The 15,745-nt window shown below is 62.4% G+C and carries 12 protein-coding genes; 9 read left to right on the top strand and 3 right to left on the bottom strand.

The features are described from left to right. Positions 1-224: 224 nt before the first annotated feature. From ACO054_RS01360 to ACO054_RS01320, 9 genes are all read left to right on the top strand, one after another. Positions 225-2,711 carry a TonB-dependent receptor domain-containing protein gene (locus ACO054_RS01360; RefSeq protein ID WP_421708646.1) on the top strand — a complete coding sequence of 829 codons (2,487 nt, stop codon included), beginning with the start codon at positions 225-227 and terminating at the stop codon, positions 2,709-2,711. Positions 2,712-3,355: 644 nt separating this feature from the next. Then, complete coding sequence (locus ACO054_RS01355; protein WP_421708645.1) at positions 3,356-4,351, top strand: ABC transporter substrate-binding protein; 996 nt, start codon at positions 3,356-3,358, stop codon at positions 4,349-4,351. A gap of 220 nt (positions 4,352-4,571) precedes the next feature. Continuing rightward, complete coding sequence (locus ACO054_RS01350) at positions 4,572-5,084, top strand: RNA polymerase sigma factor (RefSeq protein WP_421708644.1); 513 nt, start codon at positions 4,572-4,574, stop codon at positions 5,082-5,084. A 71-nt stretch (positions 5,085-5,155) separates the two neighbouring features. Beyond that, positions 5,156-6,037, top strand: a complete 882-nt coding sequence (locus ACO054_RS01345) for a FecR family protein (RefSeq protein ID WP_421708643.1) — start codon at positions 5,156-5,158, stop codon at positions 6,035-6,037. Between the two features lie 93 nt (positions 6,038-6,130). Further along, positions 6,131-8,494 (top strand): TonB-dependent receptor domain-containing protein, encoded by a 2,364-nt coding sequence (locus ACO054_RS01340; RefSeq protein ID WP_421708642.1) that lies wholly within the window; start codon positions 6,131-6,133, stop codon positions 8,492-8,494. Between the two features lie 106 nt (positions 8,495-8,600). Beyond that, entirely contained in the window at positions 8,601-9,626 is a 1,026-nt protein-coding gene (locus ACO054_RS01335) for a hypothetical protein (protein WP_421708641.1), read from the top strand. Between the two features lie 64 nt (positions 9,627-9,690). Beyond that, positions 9,691-11,484 (top strand): ABC transporter ATP-binding protein, encoded by a 1,794-nt coding sequence (locus ACO054_RS01330; RefSeq protein WP_421708640.1) that lies wholly within the window; start codon positions 9,691-9,693, stop codon positions 11,482-11,484. A gap of 37 nt (positions 11,485-11,521) precedes the next feature. Continuing rightward, the gene (locus ACO054_RS01325; protein ID WP_421708639.1) at positions 11,522-12,346 is read left to right on the top strand and encodes a hypothetical protein; all 825 of its coding nucleotides are present in this window, start codon (positions 11,522-11,524) and stop codon (positions 12,344-12,346) included. Then, positions 12,343-12,549: a hypothetical protein gene (locus ACO054_RS01320; RefSeq protein ID WP_421708638.1), complete on the top strand. Its 207-nt coding sequence runs from the start codon at positions 12,343-12,345 to the stop codon at positions 12,547-12,549. The genes ACO054_RS01325 and ACO054_RS01320 overlap by 4 nt, the downstream gene beginning before the upstream one ends. 346 nt (positions 12,550-12,895) lie before the next feature. Here the strand turns inward: ACO054_RS01320 and ACO054_RS01315 are convergent, their stop codons facing one another. From ACO054_RS01315 to ACO054_RS01305, 3 genes are read right to left on the bottom strand one after another with little or no spacing between them, the layout of a single operon-like run. Continuing rightward, positions 12,896-13,903 carry a FecCD family ABC transporter permease gene (locus ACO054_RS01315; RefSeq protein WP_421708637.1) on the bottom strand — a complete coding sequence of 336 codons (1,008 nt, stop codon included), beginning with the start codon at positions 13,901-13,903 and terminating at the stop codon, positions 12,896-12,898. Between the two features lie 32 nt (positions 13,904-13,935). After that, positions 13,936-14,919 carry a FecCD family ABC transporter permease gene (locus ACO054_RS01310; RefSeq protein WP_421708636.1) on the bottom strand — a complete coding sequence of 328 codons (984 nt, stop codon included), beginning with the start codon at positions 14,917-14,919 and terminating at the stop codon, positions 13,936-13,938. Beyond that, complete coding sequence (locus ACO054_RS01305; RefSeq protein WP_421708635.1) at positions 14,916-15,740, bottom strand: ABC transporter ATP-binding protein; 825 nt, start codon at positions 15,738-15,740, stop codon at positions 14,916-14,918. Before ACO054_RS01305 ends, ACO054_RS01310 begins: the two co-directional genes overlap by 4 nt. Between the last annotated feature and the right edge of the window lie 5 nt (positions 15,741-15,745).

Genomic DNA, 15,745 nt, shown 5'->3' with positions numbered 1-15,745 from the left:
GATCGCAATGGCCGGAGTTCGCGGTGCGCCGGCTCTCTCTGGGTGTTTCTGGTTTCCACTGGAATAGGGAGAGGGATCAGGTTGGGCGCTCCGTCAAATTCCTAGGTTTTGCCTCTCCAACTTGGGTCATGGCGAAAAAAAATTTGCGCCTGCGGTTCCGGAATTCGCCGCTCGTTCGGTTCCCCTAACGACAGAAGCTTCGAGCTTCCCAAGGGGGAATTAAAATGACGACAGTTCCGAAACGGTCCAAACCTGCGCGCCAAATGCCCCTTGCCAAGGCCCTGCTGATTGCCAGCCTGCTGGTCCCGGCGCCGCTGGCGCTCCTCGCCTTTCCGGCGCTCGCGCAGCAACAGGATGGAACGGAACTGCGCGACTACGACATTCCGGCCGGCCCGCTGGACGAGGCGCTGATCCGTTTCATCGACTCCTCTGACGTGTTCCTGGCAGGCAATGCCGCGCTGGCATCCGGTCTGCAAACAGAGGGACTGACGGGCCGCTACACGGTCGACGAAGGACTTGCGCGCCTGCTGGCCGGCAGTGGACTGCGTTACCGCTTCACCAGCGCGAACACGGTGACGCTGGAGCGCGCGGTCGTTCAACCCGAGAGCGGCCCGCTGCGTCTCAGCGACATCACCGTCACCGCTCGGCGCACCGAGGAGCTGCTGCAGGACGTACCGGCCAGCGTGGTCGTCCTCACCGGCGAGGAACTGGAACGCTCCAACCTTCAGGATACCGCCGAGGTGAGCCTGCGACTGCCGAACATCGGGTTCATCGAGAACTCGGACCCAACCGATCTCAATCTGTCGATCCGCGGGATCAGCGATCTGAGCGGATCCGGAAGCAGCCCGACCAACGGGATCTTTGCCAACGGAATACTGTTGAACCCCACCGGCGAGACCAGCGGCATTAATGCCAACCTCGTCGACCTGGAACGTGTCGAGGTGGCCTACGGCCCCCAGGGCACGGCTTTCGGGCGCGGCACTCTCGGCGGCGCCATCAACTTCGTCACCAAGAAGCCGACGGACGACTTCGAGGCTTCCCTGGAGACCGAACTCGGCTCCTACCCGGACGGGCGCGCGACGGCGATCGTCAATGCACCGATCCTGGAGGACGGCCTGCTCTCGGCGCGTCTGGTAGCCTTCGGCGGGATCTCCGACGGCTTCGTCGACTTCGCCGAGGGCAGCGACCCGGACTCCGTCGGCCGGGACGACGTCGGCGCCCGCCTCAGCCTCAGGTCGCGGCCCACCAGCCGGCTCACCCTCGATGCCTCCCTTTCCTTCGACCGTACCGAATTCGATGCCTCGAACGCTGTGTCAGCCGCGAGCGTCGAAGACGAGAACCTGGTGACAGACGCCGACTTCATCGAGGAGAACTCGCTCAACCGCATCCTCGCATCTTTTCAGTGGACCTACGACTTCGACATCGGGTCCCTCAGATCGACCAGTTCCCTCTTCCTCACCGACCTCGACAGCTTCGACGATAACGATTTTACGGCACTCGACTTCACCACCAATGTCGCCTCGATCAACCAACGTGCGATCGCCCAGGAGTTCCGCTTCGAGAGCGAAAGCTTCGATCTGCCGTCGCAATCAGGGGAGATCGCCTTCAACCTGGGCACAAGTTTCAGCTTCAACAGGCGGGACTTCAGCGCCATTACAGATCCCGGTCCGGACGCCTTTCGGATCATCGGCGAAAGCCAGGGCCTCGGCCCCTTGGCGGACGACGGCAGCACGATCGGAAGCAGCGCGAACCGGGATGTCTTCAACTTCGGCCTGTTCGGCGACCTGCGATGGCGGCCGATCCCCGACCTGGAGATCGCCAGCGGCGCGCGCTTCAGCTTCGACCGCGTGAAGCAAGAAGGCGAAACCTTGAGCACAGGGCTCTCCGCCGTTACCACGCCCCCTGTCCCCTTCGAATCGGACGAGGCGAACTTCACGTCCGTGACGCCCAGCGCCTCGATCAAGTACGATTGGACCGACGACGTCTCGACCTACCTCGCCTTCGCGACCGGCTTCCGGCCAGGCGGCTTCAGTGCCACCGCCGTCAGTTTTTCAAGTTTCGAGGAGGAAACCGTCCGGTCCTACGAAGGTGGGTTTCGGGCGTCGCTGTTCGACGACCGTCTGCTGGTGAACGGCAGCGGCTATCTGCTCGACTATGAGGATATACAGGTCGAACTCTCGAACACGGTTGGCGGCGTAACGACGTCGGTTGTCGACAACGCGGCCGAGGCCCGCAGCGTCGGCGCCGAAATCGGCATCTCCGCCCTGCCCATTGAGAGTCTACGCATCGACACGCAGATCGGCATCAACTTCGCGAAGTTCACGGACTATCCCGACTCTCCCTTCGGCGATCTGACCGACAGGCGGCTGCCGAACGCCCCGGTTCACACCTTCAGCATCGCCGGCGACTACGAGCATCCGCGCGAGATCCTGCCGGGCGCACGTGGCTTCCTGCGGGCCGAGTACAGCCTGCGCACGAGCTTCAACGACAACCTGGATCCCGACGACCCGGGGTTCGACGGCTTCGACCTGCTCAATCTCCGCCTCGGCCTGCGCGCCGAACGCTTTGCATTCGAAGCCTTCGTCGAGAACGCGCTCGACGAGACCTATGCCACCGGATCGGGGGGCTTTTTGAGCGCTCTCGGCGGGCCGAGAATCGTGGACGCCGGCCCGTCCCGACGCTTCGGCGTGAGAGCGAGGCTGCAGTTCTGAAGTTTGCGCGATAGCCCTGCTCACCCTGGGGCACAGACTTTGCGGCAATAGCGATGATCGGAACACGGTCGCGCGCGTGGCTTGTCCAGGGCCAAGGTTGAGGCGTTCCACCGCAATCATTCGCTAGACACCAGACGGCGACCCTAGCGACTTCGTCGTCGGGAACGCCCGAACGTCAAGGGTCTAAGGCATCGAGTTTCCGCTCGAAGCAGCCGCAACTGAGGGCTTTGCGATGACAAGCAGCTTGGCGCTGGTCGAAACCGGGTTTCGCGGTCTCGTCAGAAACGACATCGACCTGTCCTGCAACCATTCGAAGGGGCCCAGCCGATCACCGCATCGCTATCGGCGGACGACAAGTGCTTCGACAACTGGTCGATCAAACTCGGAGGCATCTGAACGACAACGCCTTCGCGGAGACCGCGAACACTCGAAAATCTGATGAGAGAACCATTGTCGACGCCCGTCTTGTCAATGAGCCCGTCTTGTCAATGAGGATGAGGCGAGTTGGATCGTTGGCACCTACGTCCGCAACCTCTTTGATGAGGAGTGTGTTTTAAATAGGTTCTCGGCCAATGGCGGTGCCGATCTTGTTTCGACCGGGGAGCCGAAGACCTTAGGCGTGTCCCTCCAGAGGAGTTTCTGAAATGGCTCTGTTTCCAAGTAAGGTAGAGACCACGGGACTGGCCGTTATAGGGCTGATCTGTCTATGCCTGTCACCAATCGTCGTCGCGAAGGAACCCCGACAAGTCTCGGACGACCTTGGACGTACCGTTCTCGCACCGCAGAAGCCAAAGCGCATCGCTGCAGGTGCCGACGAGACGTTGGCAACGATCCTATTGGAACTACAGGCCCCGCTCATCGCGTCCACAGCCCGTGTCGATCCATCGACAGGAGCATTATTCATGAAAGGGCCACCCTCATCGTTCGGAGTCACACTGGAGTCTGCAGAGATTACAGTCGTTGCGATCAACAATAGACCCGACTTCGAAGCGCTCGCTGCGGCGGCGCCTGACTTGATCGTCGTCAATCAGTTTGCGGAACCCTATCTGAATCAATTGTCGTTGGTTGCGCCTACATTTATTGCGATTGAGACGCCGGAGCCATGGGCCACTCATCGATCTGTCGCCAGAGCTCTGGGCCTGGGCGAGGACAGCGAGCGGCTACAACGTCACTTCGAGATGCGCCTTAACCGGGCGAGAGAGAGACTCGACCTCCCTAACGGCACCACCTATTCGGCATTCACTATGAACGTGAGCGTCGACGGAATTCAAGTCGACCCGCAGACTTCTATCAGTTACATCGCGGAAGGCCTCGGCCTTTCTCCGAATACACTTATGGAGGAGTTAAGCTCTTCCGGGGATCGGTTCAGCACACGCATGAGCCTAGAACGTTTCCCGGAACTCGATGCTGACTATATCTTCGTCACCTTTAGGGAAGCAGGCAGGCAGCAGCTGGAGGAAGGGTTGGATCGCCTAGACCAAGCACTCCCAACCTGGTGCCAGCTCCTGTCGGCCTGCCGGGAAGGGCGCATCATTGTCTTTTCGGACGAGGTCGCCGTATCACCATCCTTCGTTGGATACAGTAGGATGCTCGATATCGCCATGTCTCATCTAGTCAGCCACCGGGTGCGACAGCGGTGAGGCGCTTAAGGCTTAGATGACATCCTCGCGCTACCTCCCCCCACGCCACATTCTTGGAGAGCGGCAGTCTCCCAACTTGACAGAGCCGACCGCAATTTCGTTGAAATTCAGCAGTTCTACGTGCTAGCGCTCCGATTTCGATCCAGGTCAGCCACGTCTTGCCAATCGCGAGACCCAGCCAACCGTACTATGGAGAGTCGATCTGCGGTTGGAGGGTGTGTTGCCTCGTCTCGATCTGGATACTCTATTCCGCCTCTATCGACGAGATATCCTGCGCTTTGTGCGATCACGCCTGGGCGCTGAAAATGCAGTGGCACCGGATTTGACGCAGGAAGTGTTTCTGCGCGCCTATGAGAGGTTCAAAGGCGATCAGATTCGCGACGAGCGCTCGTTTTTGTTCGCGATGGCCGCGAACCTCTCGACAGATCATCTGCGGATCGAACGTCGCCGCCGCCAGATTCTCGACGGGATGGCAAACGCCCCCGCCATGCGAGGCGAAGATATCACGCCGGAGCGGATCGCGGCTGTACGATCCGATCTGGCGTGGGTCTTTGAGGAGTTGCGGAAAATGCCTGCGCGACAGAAGTATGTTCTGCTTCGCTATCATCTCGACGGTCGGACGCAGCGGCAGGTTGCCGAGGAACTCGGCCTGGGTCTCAGCACGGTCCGGGCCGATCTGAAGGCGGCGATCGCTGCCCTCGTCGACGCTAGGCGGCGCGCGTATCCTTTATAATCCCAGCCATTGGAGCACGCTCACTCGTCCTATACTGAACAGCCACACAGCGTGGCGGAGGGAGGTCGAGCGTGACCGATGAGGATCGCATCAGCGAGGATGCGCGCGACTGGTACCTGCGCCTGTCGGAGGGCGGCGTTTCTCGACGTGAGCGGCGAGCCTTCGAGACATGGCGGCGAGCTGACCCGGCACATGCCGCGGCTTATGCAGAGATCGAGGCTGCAATGGGTGCGCTCTCGGCGTCCTTCGCCCCAAGGTCACGTCGATGGCCGATCGTCGTGCTTTCAGCCGCCGCCTGTGTTGCCGTTCTAATCGCCCCTGATATCCTTCTACGCCTTGAGGCCGATTATACGACGCCGGTCGGCGTCAACCGGAGTATTGCGCTGCCAGATGGCGGCGTCGCGCATTTGAACACAAATTCTGCGCTCGCCTTGCGCTATGTGCCGGGTCGGCGGGAAGTCGCGTTGTTGCGCGGCGAAGCTGTCTTCGACGTCGTCTCCGATCCCGGCCGGCCCTTCACAGTTTCGGTCGAGGGCGGTAAGGCGACGGCGACCGGCACGGTCTACAGCGTTCGCCTCGACGAGCATGTCACCGTCAGCGTGCTCGAAGGGACTGTTGTCGTCTCCTCTGCTGACGAGGAACGGGTCCTGAGAGCAGGCGAAACTTCCGCCTACACCCAGGGCGCATCGCCCAGTGTCAGCCGCCCTCTGGACACGGCGAGCCTCGCTTGGCGCAATGGGTTCCTGGTTTTCGACAACGTTCCTTTGCCGGAGGCTGTGGCTGAGATCGATCGGTACTTGCCTGGTATATCGATTGTCACCGGGCCGGCCTCAGGCGCGGCTGTTGCGGGCCAGATCGCAATCGACGCCCCTAGCGAGGGCCTGACGGCGACCGCAGCCACCGCCGGTGCCCAGGTGACCTGGATCACGCCCTACCTTCGCCTCATCCGCTGAACCGCCTGGCTACAGGAAAATTCGACACTTAGCCATTGCCCACTCGTCTTCTGAGTAACGAAACACTCCACGGGATGGCGGGGCAAAGGCAACATGAGCGAAAACCTCAGGCACGGCAGGGGATTTCCGGGTCCGCTGATCCTATCGATTGCTGCCCTTTTGATCGCCAGCGCAGTGGCCTTGTCGGTAAGCGCCGCGCAGGCGCAGGACAGACTGACGTTCGACATCCCAGCGCAGTCTCTGGATGACGCCCTGCGGGCCTACTCGGATACCACCGGAATCTCGGTTGTCTACGCGCCCGATACCGTGGCAGGACTTCAGTCGCAGGCGGTGTCAGGCAGTCTGACTCCTCGTGAGGCCCTGAGCCTTCTGACGCAGGGCGTGGCCGTGCAGAGCACCTTCGTGAGCGACAGCACGGTTCGGATCGAGGCGGCAAGCGCAACCGATGGAGTGCTCGTTCTCGAACCGGTCGTTGTCCAAGGACAACTCTTGCCGACGACGCAGTTCGAGACGCCGACCTCGGTGGAGGTGATCAGCGGCGAGCGACTGGAGGACACCGGCGAGCGGTCTTTGCTCAATATCTACGCGCGCACACCCAACGTCACGGTAGGCCCGGATGGGGAGGGACTGGCGATCCGCGGCTTCTCCAACAATGGACTTGGCGGCGGTGGGAACGGCCAGGCGATCACCACGCAGTATGACGGCGTCGCGCTGCCCATTCGCGCACTCCAACTCCTGCCGATTTCCTACTGGGACGTGGACCAGGTCGAGATTCTGCGCGGCCCGCAATCGACACAGCAGGGTCGCAACGCCCTGGCAGGCGCCGTCGTGATCCGATCGAACGACCCGGTGTTCGATAACGAGTTCGCCGCACGCGGCGAGTTGGGCAGTTTCGACCTTTACCGCGGTGCCCTGATGGGCAACGCGGAACTACTGGAAGACCGGGTCGCCTTGCGGGTTACCTACGATCGGACAGAGGACGACGGCGCAATTGATAACGTCACGACGGGATCGGATCGCGCCGACTTCACCGATTTCCGCAGCGTACGCGGCGCGCTGCGCGTCGCGCCGACCGACACCCTGGATTTCACGCTCTCCTATCGCGATACGAACACCAGGCTGGGCGAGGATCGCGTCGACGGCGCTCTTGACGCCGACGGCGATGCGATCACACCGCCGCGAGAGACCTCCTTCGACTTCGAGGGGCGGCGCGAGATCACAGCGCGGCAACTCGGGCTGCGCGCCATCTGGAACATCAATCCCAGCCTGACGCTCGACTCCGAGTCCGTTATGTTGTGGACGGATTTCGATCGCGAGCAGGATGTATTTCAACCTGACTTAGGCCTTTTTCCCGAGACGCCTGGCGTGATCGAAACGGCCGATACGGACAACGACGCGTTCGAGCAGAACCTGCGGCTTTTCTTCGATTACGGGCCGGTCAGTGGGGTCACCGGCGTCTTTTACACCGACACAGAGACATCCGAGCGCGCCGAGTTCTTGGATATCTCTGGTCCGACGGCGCAACCGCTCCTTACCTTCGAAGAAGGACAGGACGTTACCAACGCTGCGGTCTTCGGCGAGGTGGACGTCGCGCTCGACGCCTTTTTGCCAGATGTCACCCTGACGGTCGGTGCGCGCTACGATTATGAGGAACAGGAAGGCCGCGCTGACAGCGCCGGCCTCGACAACTCCTTTGGCGCATTCTTGCCGAAACTTGGTGTGACCTGGGACTTCGCGCCCACCCAGGCGGTGTCCTTGACCGCGCAGCGCGGCTATCGCGCAGGCGGGGCTGGGTTTAGAGCCTTGTCAGGCTTTACGAGAGATACCTTCACTTTCGACCCCGAATTCTCGAACAATGTGGAAGTCGCATATCGCGGGGCCTTCTTACAGAATCGCATGCAGGTTCTCGCCAATTTGTTTTATACACGTTTCACCGATCTTCAGGTCCCCCTCGATCCAACGCCAGGAGACAGTTTTGACAACTTCACCGGCAATGCTGGGGAGGCGCAGTCCTTCGGAGCCGAGATCACATTGAGGGGCGACGTCGCTGACGGTCTTTTGATTTACAGTAGTATTGGACTGTTGCGGACGGAGTTTCTCGATTTTGTCGATGAAAGTAGCGGACGCGATTTTTCCGGAAATGAATTCCCAAGTGCGCCTAATGTGACACTGGCTTTCGGCGGCGAGTACTTCTTCGACAATGGCCTCAGATTTGGCATCGACGCCTCCTATACGGCGGAAGCGGAATCTGCCCCCGAAAACGATGCACGCTTTAGACAAGACGACTACTTCCTCGTCGACGTCAACGCATCCTACGATGTCGGTAACGGATTGAGGTTCGGCGCTTATGCCCGGAACCTCTTCGACGTCAAATATGCAACCACTAAGTTAGGTACCCCAGAGGATCAGCTCGGACCGCCACTGACTGCGGGTGTCTTTGCTGAATTCAGGTTCTAATCAGCTGCGAGACAGGCCGGATTGCTCCACCAAATGAATACAAGTCTCGCTGGCCTACGGCTAAGTGGCTTTGGTTGAAATTGGCCATCTGAAGAGACAGTCGATCATGCCAACTACCAGACTCTTATTGCCGTCCATCACAGGCGTTATCTGTCGGTTCACGCGCAGCCTTGCGGTGCTGACTGTCATAACTCTCGCATCCACCGCACAGGCGCAACCTGGCGAGGTTGTCGACGACGCAGGGCGTACCGTCATGGTTCCTGGTGATCCGTCGCGGGTCTTTTCGGGAGGCGACTTTGCATTCACCCAGATCCTGGCCGAACTGGACATTCCCATAATCGGTTCGATTGCCAGTTATGATCGCACAACGGGCCAGTCCTTTGTTCACGGCTTCGCCAATACCCGCGGCGAGTATCTCGAAGACACTGCTGCCGCCCTCTTCACGGATCAGGTCGTCCCTTCCATCGAGGATCTCGCCGCACTCGAACCGGATCTCATCATCGCGCCCCTTTTCGGCGGACAAGACATCCTTCATCAGTTGGAGGTGGTCGCCCCGACGTATCTGGTCGGTCATTCGACGGCGCCCTGGGTCATGTATGAAAGCATCGCCAGAGCCGTGCACCGCACCGAGGCGTATGAGCGCCGCCGCGCGATCTTCGAAGAGCGTCTTGAGCTCACGCGCGAGCGGTTGGGAGTGCCGGCTGGGACCACATATGCCCTGGTGACTATCGAAGCCACAGGGGCGCTCTCGCCACACGATTTGCCAACCTACACACACATCCTCGAAGGTCTTGGACTTGAACCGAACCCACTAATGCGCGAGATGCGCACCCTGCGAACGTACGCGCCGCTCAGTTACGAGCGCTTCACGGACCTTGAGGCCGATTTCATCTTTGCTCCGTTCCGGGAGAGATCCTACAAGCTCTTGGGCCAGGCAGCGGACAACCTAAACCGCAACCTGCCCATGTGGTGTCATCTGCTGGAGGCTTGCCGTGACGGGCGGATGATCTTCTTTTCCGAGGACGTGGCCTTGTCTGGCACCTTTACAGCCCTTAATAGCTTTCTCGAGATAGCGCAATCGCATCTGGCGACCCGATTTATCCCAGGCGGACCCGGTGTCGGTGAACCTTGATGAGGTGTCCCAACTTCTCTCGCCCACTCCGCTCGACAACAGTTCCATACAAAGGGTGGTGTCGTTGAACCAAGCAGAGTTCCTGCGCTTGCCGCCGCCCCTCTTCGGCTTCCGGTCACTGGGTTATCTCCGGCGCTACCGCGGGCGAATACTGATCGTGTTGGGCCTGGTCGGGGTGGAAGTGCTGGCGGCGCTGTCGGCACCGTTGCTGGTCCGTGCCGTGGTGGAAAATGTCGGCGCCGCCGGGGCGCTCCTGCTGGCGGGATTGGCGGGCATGGTGATCGCCGCCTACGCCCTGCGGGCGGTAGCCCACTGGGGGCTTTTTCACCACAGCCATGTCGTCGCCTTCGGCATGTGCCACAGGCTGCGCCGGGCCGTTTACGCTCAGGTGCAGCGGATGCCGCCCGCCTGGATGTCCTCGCGTCCTTCCGGAGAGATCACCGCCCGGGTGATGAAAGACAGCGACGATATCGAGCCCTTGCTCGCGGATGTCGTCTACGGATTTGTCGCCGCCTTCGTGGTCGCGATCGGAACTCTCGGCGTCTTGCTGTGGCTTGACCCATGGCTGGCACTGACCGCTTTGGCGCCGATGCCGGCAGCAGTCTGGCTGCTCATCAAACTGGGCGTGCCCTTGCAGAAAGGTTTCGCGCGCGAACACGACAGCTTCGCCGGTCTCTCGGCGCGGGTCCAGGACCATGTGGGCGGCTTGCGTGAGATCCAGGGCTTTGTCTGCGAGACCAAGATGCTGGCGGCCTTATCCCGCACCTCGCGCGACCTGGCAAGAACACAGATCGCAAATCGCACCCGCGTCGGCGCGCTTGGACCAGTGATCCAGGGCGCCACCGGCGCGTCGCTGGCGCTCGTGGTCCTCGCAGGCGCGTTGAGAATGCAGGACGGTGCGCTGGCCGTAGCTGATCTCGTGGCAGCGCTGTTGCTGGTGGCAGGTCTTTATCAGCCGCTCAACATGCTGCTGGGGGCAGCAGAAGCTGCGCAGCGGGGCCTGACGGCACTGCGCAGGATCGATAGCCTTTTGGCCGAAGAACCTTCCGTCGCCGACCGTCCCGGTGCTCTAGATCCGCGACCGGTCCAGGGGTATCTCGCTTTCGAGAACGTCTCCTTCGCCTATTCCGACGGCCGCCAGGTTCTGCAGGATGTGTCCTTCGCTGTCCGCCCCGGCGAGACCGTGGCTCTGGTCGGTGCCACAGGCGCAGGCAAGAGCACCGTGGCGGCCTTGGCGACGCGTTTCCATGATCCCGCGAAAGGACGTGTCACCCTTGACGGAAACGATCTTCGGGATCTGACTCTGGCCGGCACACGCACAAGCATCGCGCAGGTGAATCAGGACGTCTTTCTCTTCGATTCGCCGATACGAGATATCATTGCTCTTGGCAATTCCGATGCGGACCAAGCCGCGATCGAGGCGGCAGCGCAGATGGCCGAAGCGCACAACTTTATTACGCGACTTCCCGAAGGCTACGACACAATCGTCGGCGAACGAGGCGTGCGTCTCTCCGGCGGTCAGAAACAACGTCTCTCGTTGGCACGTGCGCTGCTGAAGGACGCTCCTGTGCTGATCCTCGACGAAGCCACCTCGGCGGTGGACACCGCCACCGAAGCCAAACTCCAGGCCACGCTTACCCGCGTGCTGAAAGGCAGAGCGGCGTTGCTGATCGCCCACCGGCTCTCCACGGTCCGGCACGCAGACCGTATCCTGGTCCTGGAGGAGGGTCACCTTGTCGAGAGCGGGACGCACGAGGCGCTAATGGTCCTTGGGGGACGCTATGCCGGGCTGGTCGGATCGTCGGAGCAGAATGGCGGACTCCTGACCGAGCGCAGGGCGCAGGCGCGCGTTTTGTGATGGGTCGCTTAGAAGTATCGGCGGTGGAGCCGGTTTCATGACCTCTGCTGCTGCGGTATTTCTCGCCGCCCTCGGCGCTGCTGTTGTCGAGGCGCTGGAGACAGCGGTCATCCTGCTCGCCATTAAGCATACGCGTGGTCTAAAGCCCATGTTGCTGGGAATGGGCGCGGGGCTTGCCGTTCTCGCAACACTTATCGTCTTGCTGCTGCCGCTGGTACAGTCCATCCCCCGCAATTCGCTGTACTTGGTCCTGGGGCTACTGCTTCTGCTCTTCGGCGCCGGATGGTTGCGCAAGGCCGTCTTGCGTTCGGCAGGGCGTGCCCGTCGACACGACTTCGACGCGGAGTACAGTACGGCGCGGCGAGACTTCGCCGCGCCGAAGCCCGAAGGGCGTGCAGGTGGAGATACGAAACCGGCAGACCGGGTTGTCGACAGCATCGCTGCCATGGCCGCCTTCAAGGCGGTGCTCCTGGAGGGGCTGGAGGTTGCCTTCGTCGTACTCGCCCTCGGTGGCGCGGAACGCATAGGGGAGGCCGCGGCTGGAGCGCTCGCGGGCTGCGTGCTTGTCGCAGCGGGAGCCTACGCGCTGCGCCGACCGGTTTCCCGCATTCCCGACAACGCTCTCAAGTTTTGGACCGGCGTAATGCTCATGGCCTTCGGCACCTACTGGATTGCGAATGGGTTGAACGCTGCGTGGCCTGGCGGCGAATTTGCACTTCCTGCCCTCGTTGCCTTCTATGCCGCTCTTGGGGGCGGGATGATCAGGCGTCTGCGCGGTGGCAAGACCGATGCAACGAGCGACCTGGTGAACAGCGCCCCGCAAACAGGTGAACCGAACACGCCCAGGGGGCCGGACGCATGACGCTCCTGCGCGACGTGTTGCGCGAGATAGCCGGGATGTTCTGGGCCGACCGGCGACTCACTCTGAGCCTTCTCTCCATTACCGCCGTTGCAGCATTGCTGGCCGCGGTCGAGCCTGTGCGGCAGTCAGGTCTCCTGCCGCCACTCTTGGCGCTCGGCTACGGCGGCGCGTTGGCGCTGGCTGTTGGATTGAAGGACCGCTAGGAGCAGACAAAGACGAACGGAACCCCAAGGGCACTCGATCGACGTCTATCCGATCACACTGTTTGAGTTTGGCCGGGGCACGGTGCTACGAATTCACGATCGCGCAGTGTTCTTCGCATCAACCAACGTCCACATCCGCTGACCCTGTAGCGGTCACCCTGCCCATGTTCGGCGACGCCGCCTGAAGAGACAGACTCGCCAACAGGGTATATCGGGCGAGCTCGCGGCAAGTTTCTCGATAAAGATGCCCGCTTAGGGCTTTATGGAAGTTCGACTGGCTGGAAGCGCGACCGGCAGAGCTGGTAAAGGCGGTTTGGCGTGACGCGCCGTTCATGTGTTTTCTTCGTCACCCCGCACGCGGCCTGCGCAGCAGCAGCCAGCCGAAGACCGGTGCGCCGATCAGTGCAGTGACGAGGCCCGCCGGGATCTGCACTGGGGCAAAGGCGATGCGCCCTATGTAATCGGCACCGCCAACTAAGGCAGCACCGGCGGCGAGGCTCAGTAGGAGATGCACTCCCGGGCCGCTGCGGGCGAGCCGGCGGGCCAGGTGCGGCGCGATCAGACCGACAAAGCCGAGTGGACCGATCATGGCGACGGCGCTGGCTGCGAGTGCCACCGACAGCGTGATGAGCAGCGCACGATCGCGGCGCACCGCAGCCCCGAGGCCGGTGGCGATCTCCGGCCCCATGCGCAGCGCTGTTAGCGGTCGCGCGGCCCAGATGAGCGCCGGGATGAGGATGGCCAGAGATGTTGCCAATACCTGCACATCCTGCCAATTCGCCGCTTGCAGCGACCCAGCGAGCCACGTGAGCGCCGCCATCGCGCGGTCGAGGTCGCCATAGGTCAGCATCGCCTGAGTGACCGCGCTGAGAAACGCCGCGACGCCGATGCCGGTCAGGATGAAGCGCATCGTGGCCCCACCGGTGCGCCGCATGGCGATCGCCTGGATGATCGCCGCTACAATGAGGGCACCGGCGAAGGCGAAGATCGGACGCAGCGCGGTCGGCGGATCCGGCAGTACCACCAGCATCGTCACCACCGCGAGACCCGCGCCCTGGCTGACGCCGACCAAGCTCGGGTCGGCCAGCGCGTTGCGCGTCACGGTCTGCAGGATAGCGCCGGAGCCCGCGAACAACGCGCCGGCCATCGCGGCGGTGAGCGCGCGCGGCAGACGGAATTCCCAGACCACGGTCGCAGCCATGTCCGAGGGCGCGTTGCCGACCACGCTACGCAGCGCGTCGCCCGCCGACATGGGAAAACTCCCCGACATCAGCGACGCCAGCGTGATCGCCGCCGTCAGCGCCAGGAGTAAGGCAAGGACTGCCAGCGCCTGAACAGGTAACGCGAAGGTCACACGTCCGTCGAGCCGTGTCCAAACCGCCTCTCTCATAGTCTGACCCTGACCAGCCAGATGAAGATCGGGCCACCGAGAAGGGCGGTAATCAGTCCGGTAGAGATCTCTATGGGCGAAAGTATCATCCGTGCTGCGATATCCGCCAACAGCATGTAGGTGGCACCCGCCAGCGCTGCGCCCGGCACGATCACGCGGTAATCATGTCCCACGACGAGTCGCACCATATGCGGCACCACCAGTCCCACAAACCCCATCGGACCGGCGAGCGCCACCGCCGACGCCGTCAAAGCCACGACCGAGACAAGGATCGACAGCCGCAGCTTCCCGACATCGACGCCCAGTCCGGTCGCCGTCTCGTCCCCCATCGCCAATGCCGTCACCTGCCGTGCAGCCAAGAGCGCGATCAGCAGCCCCGCTGCAAGCCAGCAGCCCGCCCAGATACCCACATCACCAGGCCGTCCGGCGAGCGTGCCGGTGAGCCAAACCCGCAGATTTTCAAAACTGGTCTGATCAATCAGCAGCATGGTTCCCGTCAGCGCACCGAGAAACGCTGTCAAGGCCGCGCCAGCCAGCACCATCGTCATCGGCGTTGCACCGCCCGGTACAGCCGATGAGATGGTCCAGACCACGGCGGCCGCCGCCAGTGCGCCCAGAGCAGCCAAGGCTGGTATCGCCGCAGGACTGGTTAAGCCTGTGAAGGTGCCGAGCACGACCGCAAAGCTGGCCCCGGCCATAAGGCCCAGGATGCCCGGATCGGCCAGCGGGTTCCTCGTCACGCCTTGCATCAGCGCCCCGGCAACGGCCAGCCCCGCTCCCACCGCCGCCGCCATGAGCGCTCGCGGCAGGCGGAGATCGCGTATCACCACGTGGTCGAACACCGAAGCGTCATAGGCGGCGAAGGCCTGAACCACAGTCCCTAGCGGAATGGTCCTGGCCCCGACGGCGACATGCCACGCAAAGGCGAGCACAAGCGCGGTCAGCACGACAAGCCCGGTTCCTGTCCGCAGCGCCGTCATGCCGCCACGCGCGGCACGCAGACCAGACGACGACTCTCCGGATCGGTTAGAACGCGAGCGGCCAAATCGAAGACGCGTTCAAGATTGCCTTCGGTGAAGACCTCCGCCACAGGCCCTTGAGCCGCGACCTCGCCCTGTCGCATCATCACCAACCAGTCAGCGAAGGCAGCGGCGACGTTCAACTCGTGCATGACCACGATCAGCGTGCGCCCGTCGTCATACGCGATCTGGCGCAGCATCGTCATCAGGTCGACCTGCACCTTAAGATCCAGAAACGTCGTCGGCTCGTCGAGCAGCAAGATTGGCGTCTCTTGGGCCAGCACCATTGCAATCCAGACCCGCTGACGCTGGCCGCCCGACAGCGCGTCCACAGGTCGGTCGGCGAAGGCATCGACATCCGTCGCGGTCATAGCGCGAGCGACTGCGGCAGCATCCTCCCGCGACCACTGGCGCAGCAGGCTTTGATGCGGAAATCGCCCTTGCGCAACCAATTCCCGTACGCGCAGCCCCTCAGGGGCGACAGGCCCTTGCGGCAGCAGCGCCAACGTTCGACCGACCGCCCGCGTTGGCATGGCATGCACTGCCTGCCCGTCCAGCAGCACGCGTCCCCGCTGCGCCGGCAGAACACGGGCCATCGCCTTCAAAAGCGTCGACTTCCCGCAGCCGTTCGGCCCGATGATCGCGGTGATCCCCCGGTCGGGAATTGCGAGCGACAGCCCCTCGATCACCCGCACTGCGCCGTAGCCCGCGCTCAGGTCCTCCACCCGCAGACGCGTGGCTGTCGTTGGCGAGGGAGAAGTCTTGTGGGCGTCGTCCAGCATCGGCA

It is taken from the genome of Algihabitans sp., assembly GCF_965226985.1.
Classification (GTDB): Bacteria; Pseudomonadota; Alphaproteobacteria; order Kiloniellales; family DSM-21159; genus Algihabitans.
The sequence above is the reverse complement of the archived record's forward strand: the minus strand, read 5'-3'. Positions and strand labels throughout refer to the sequence as shown.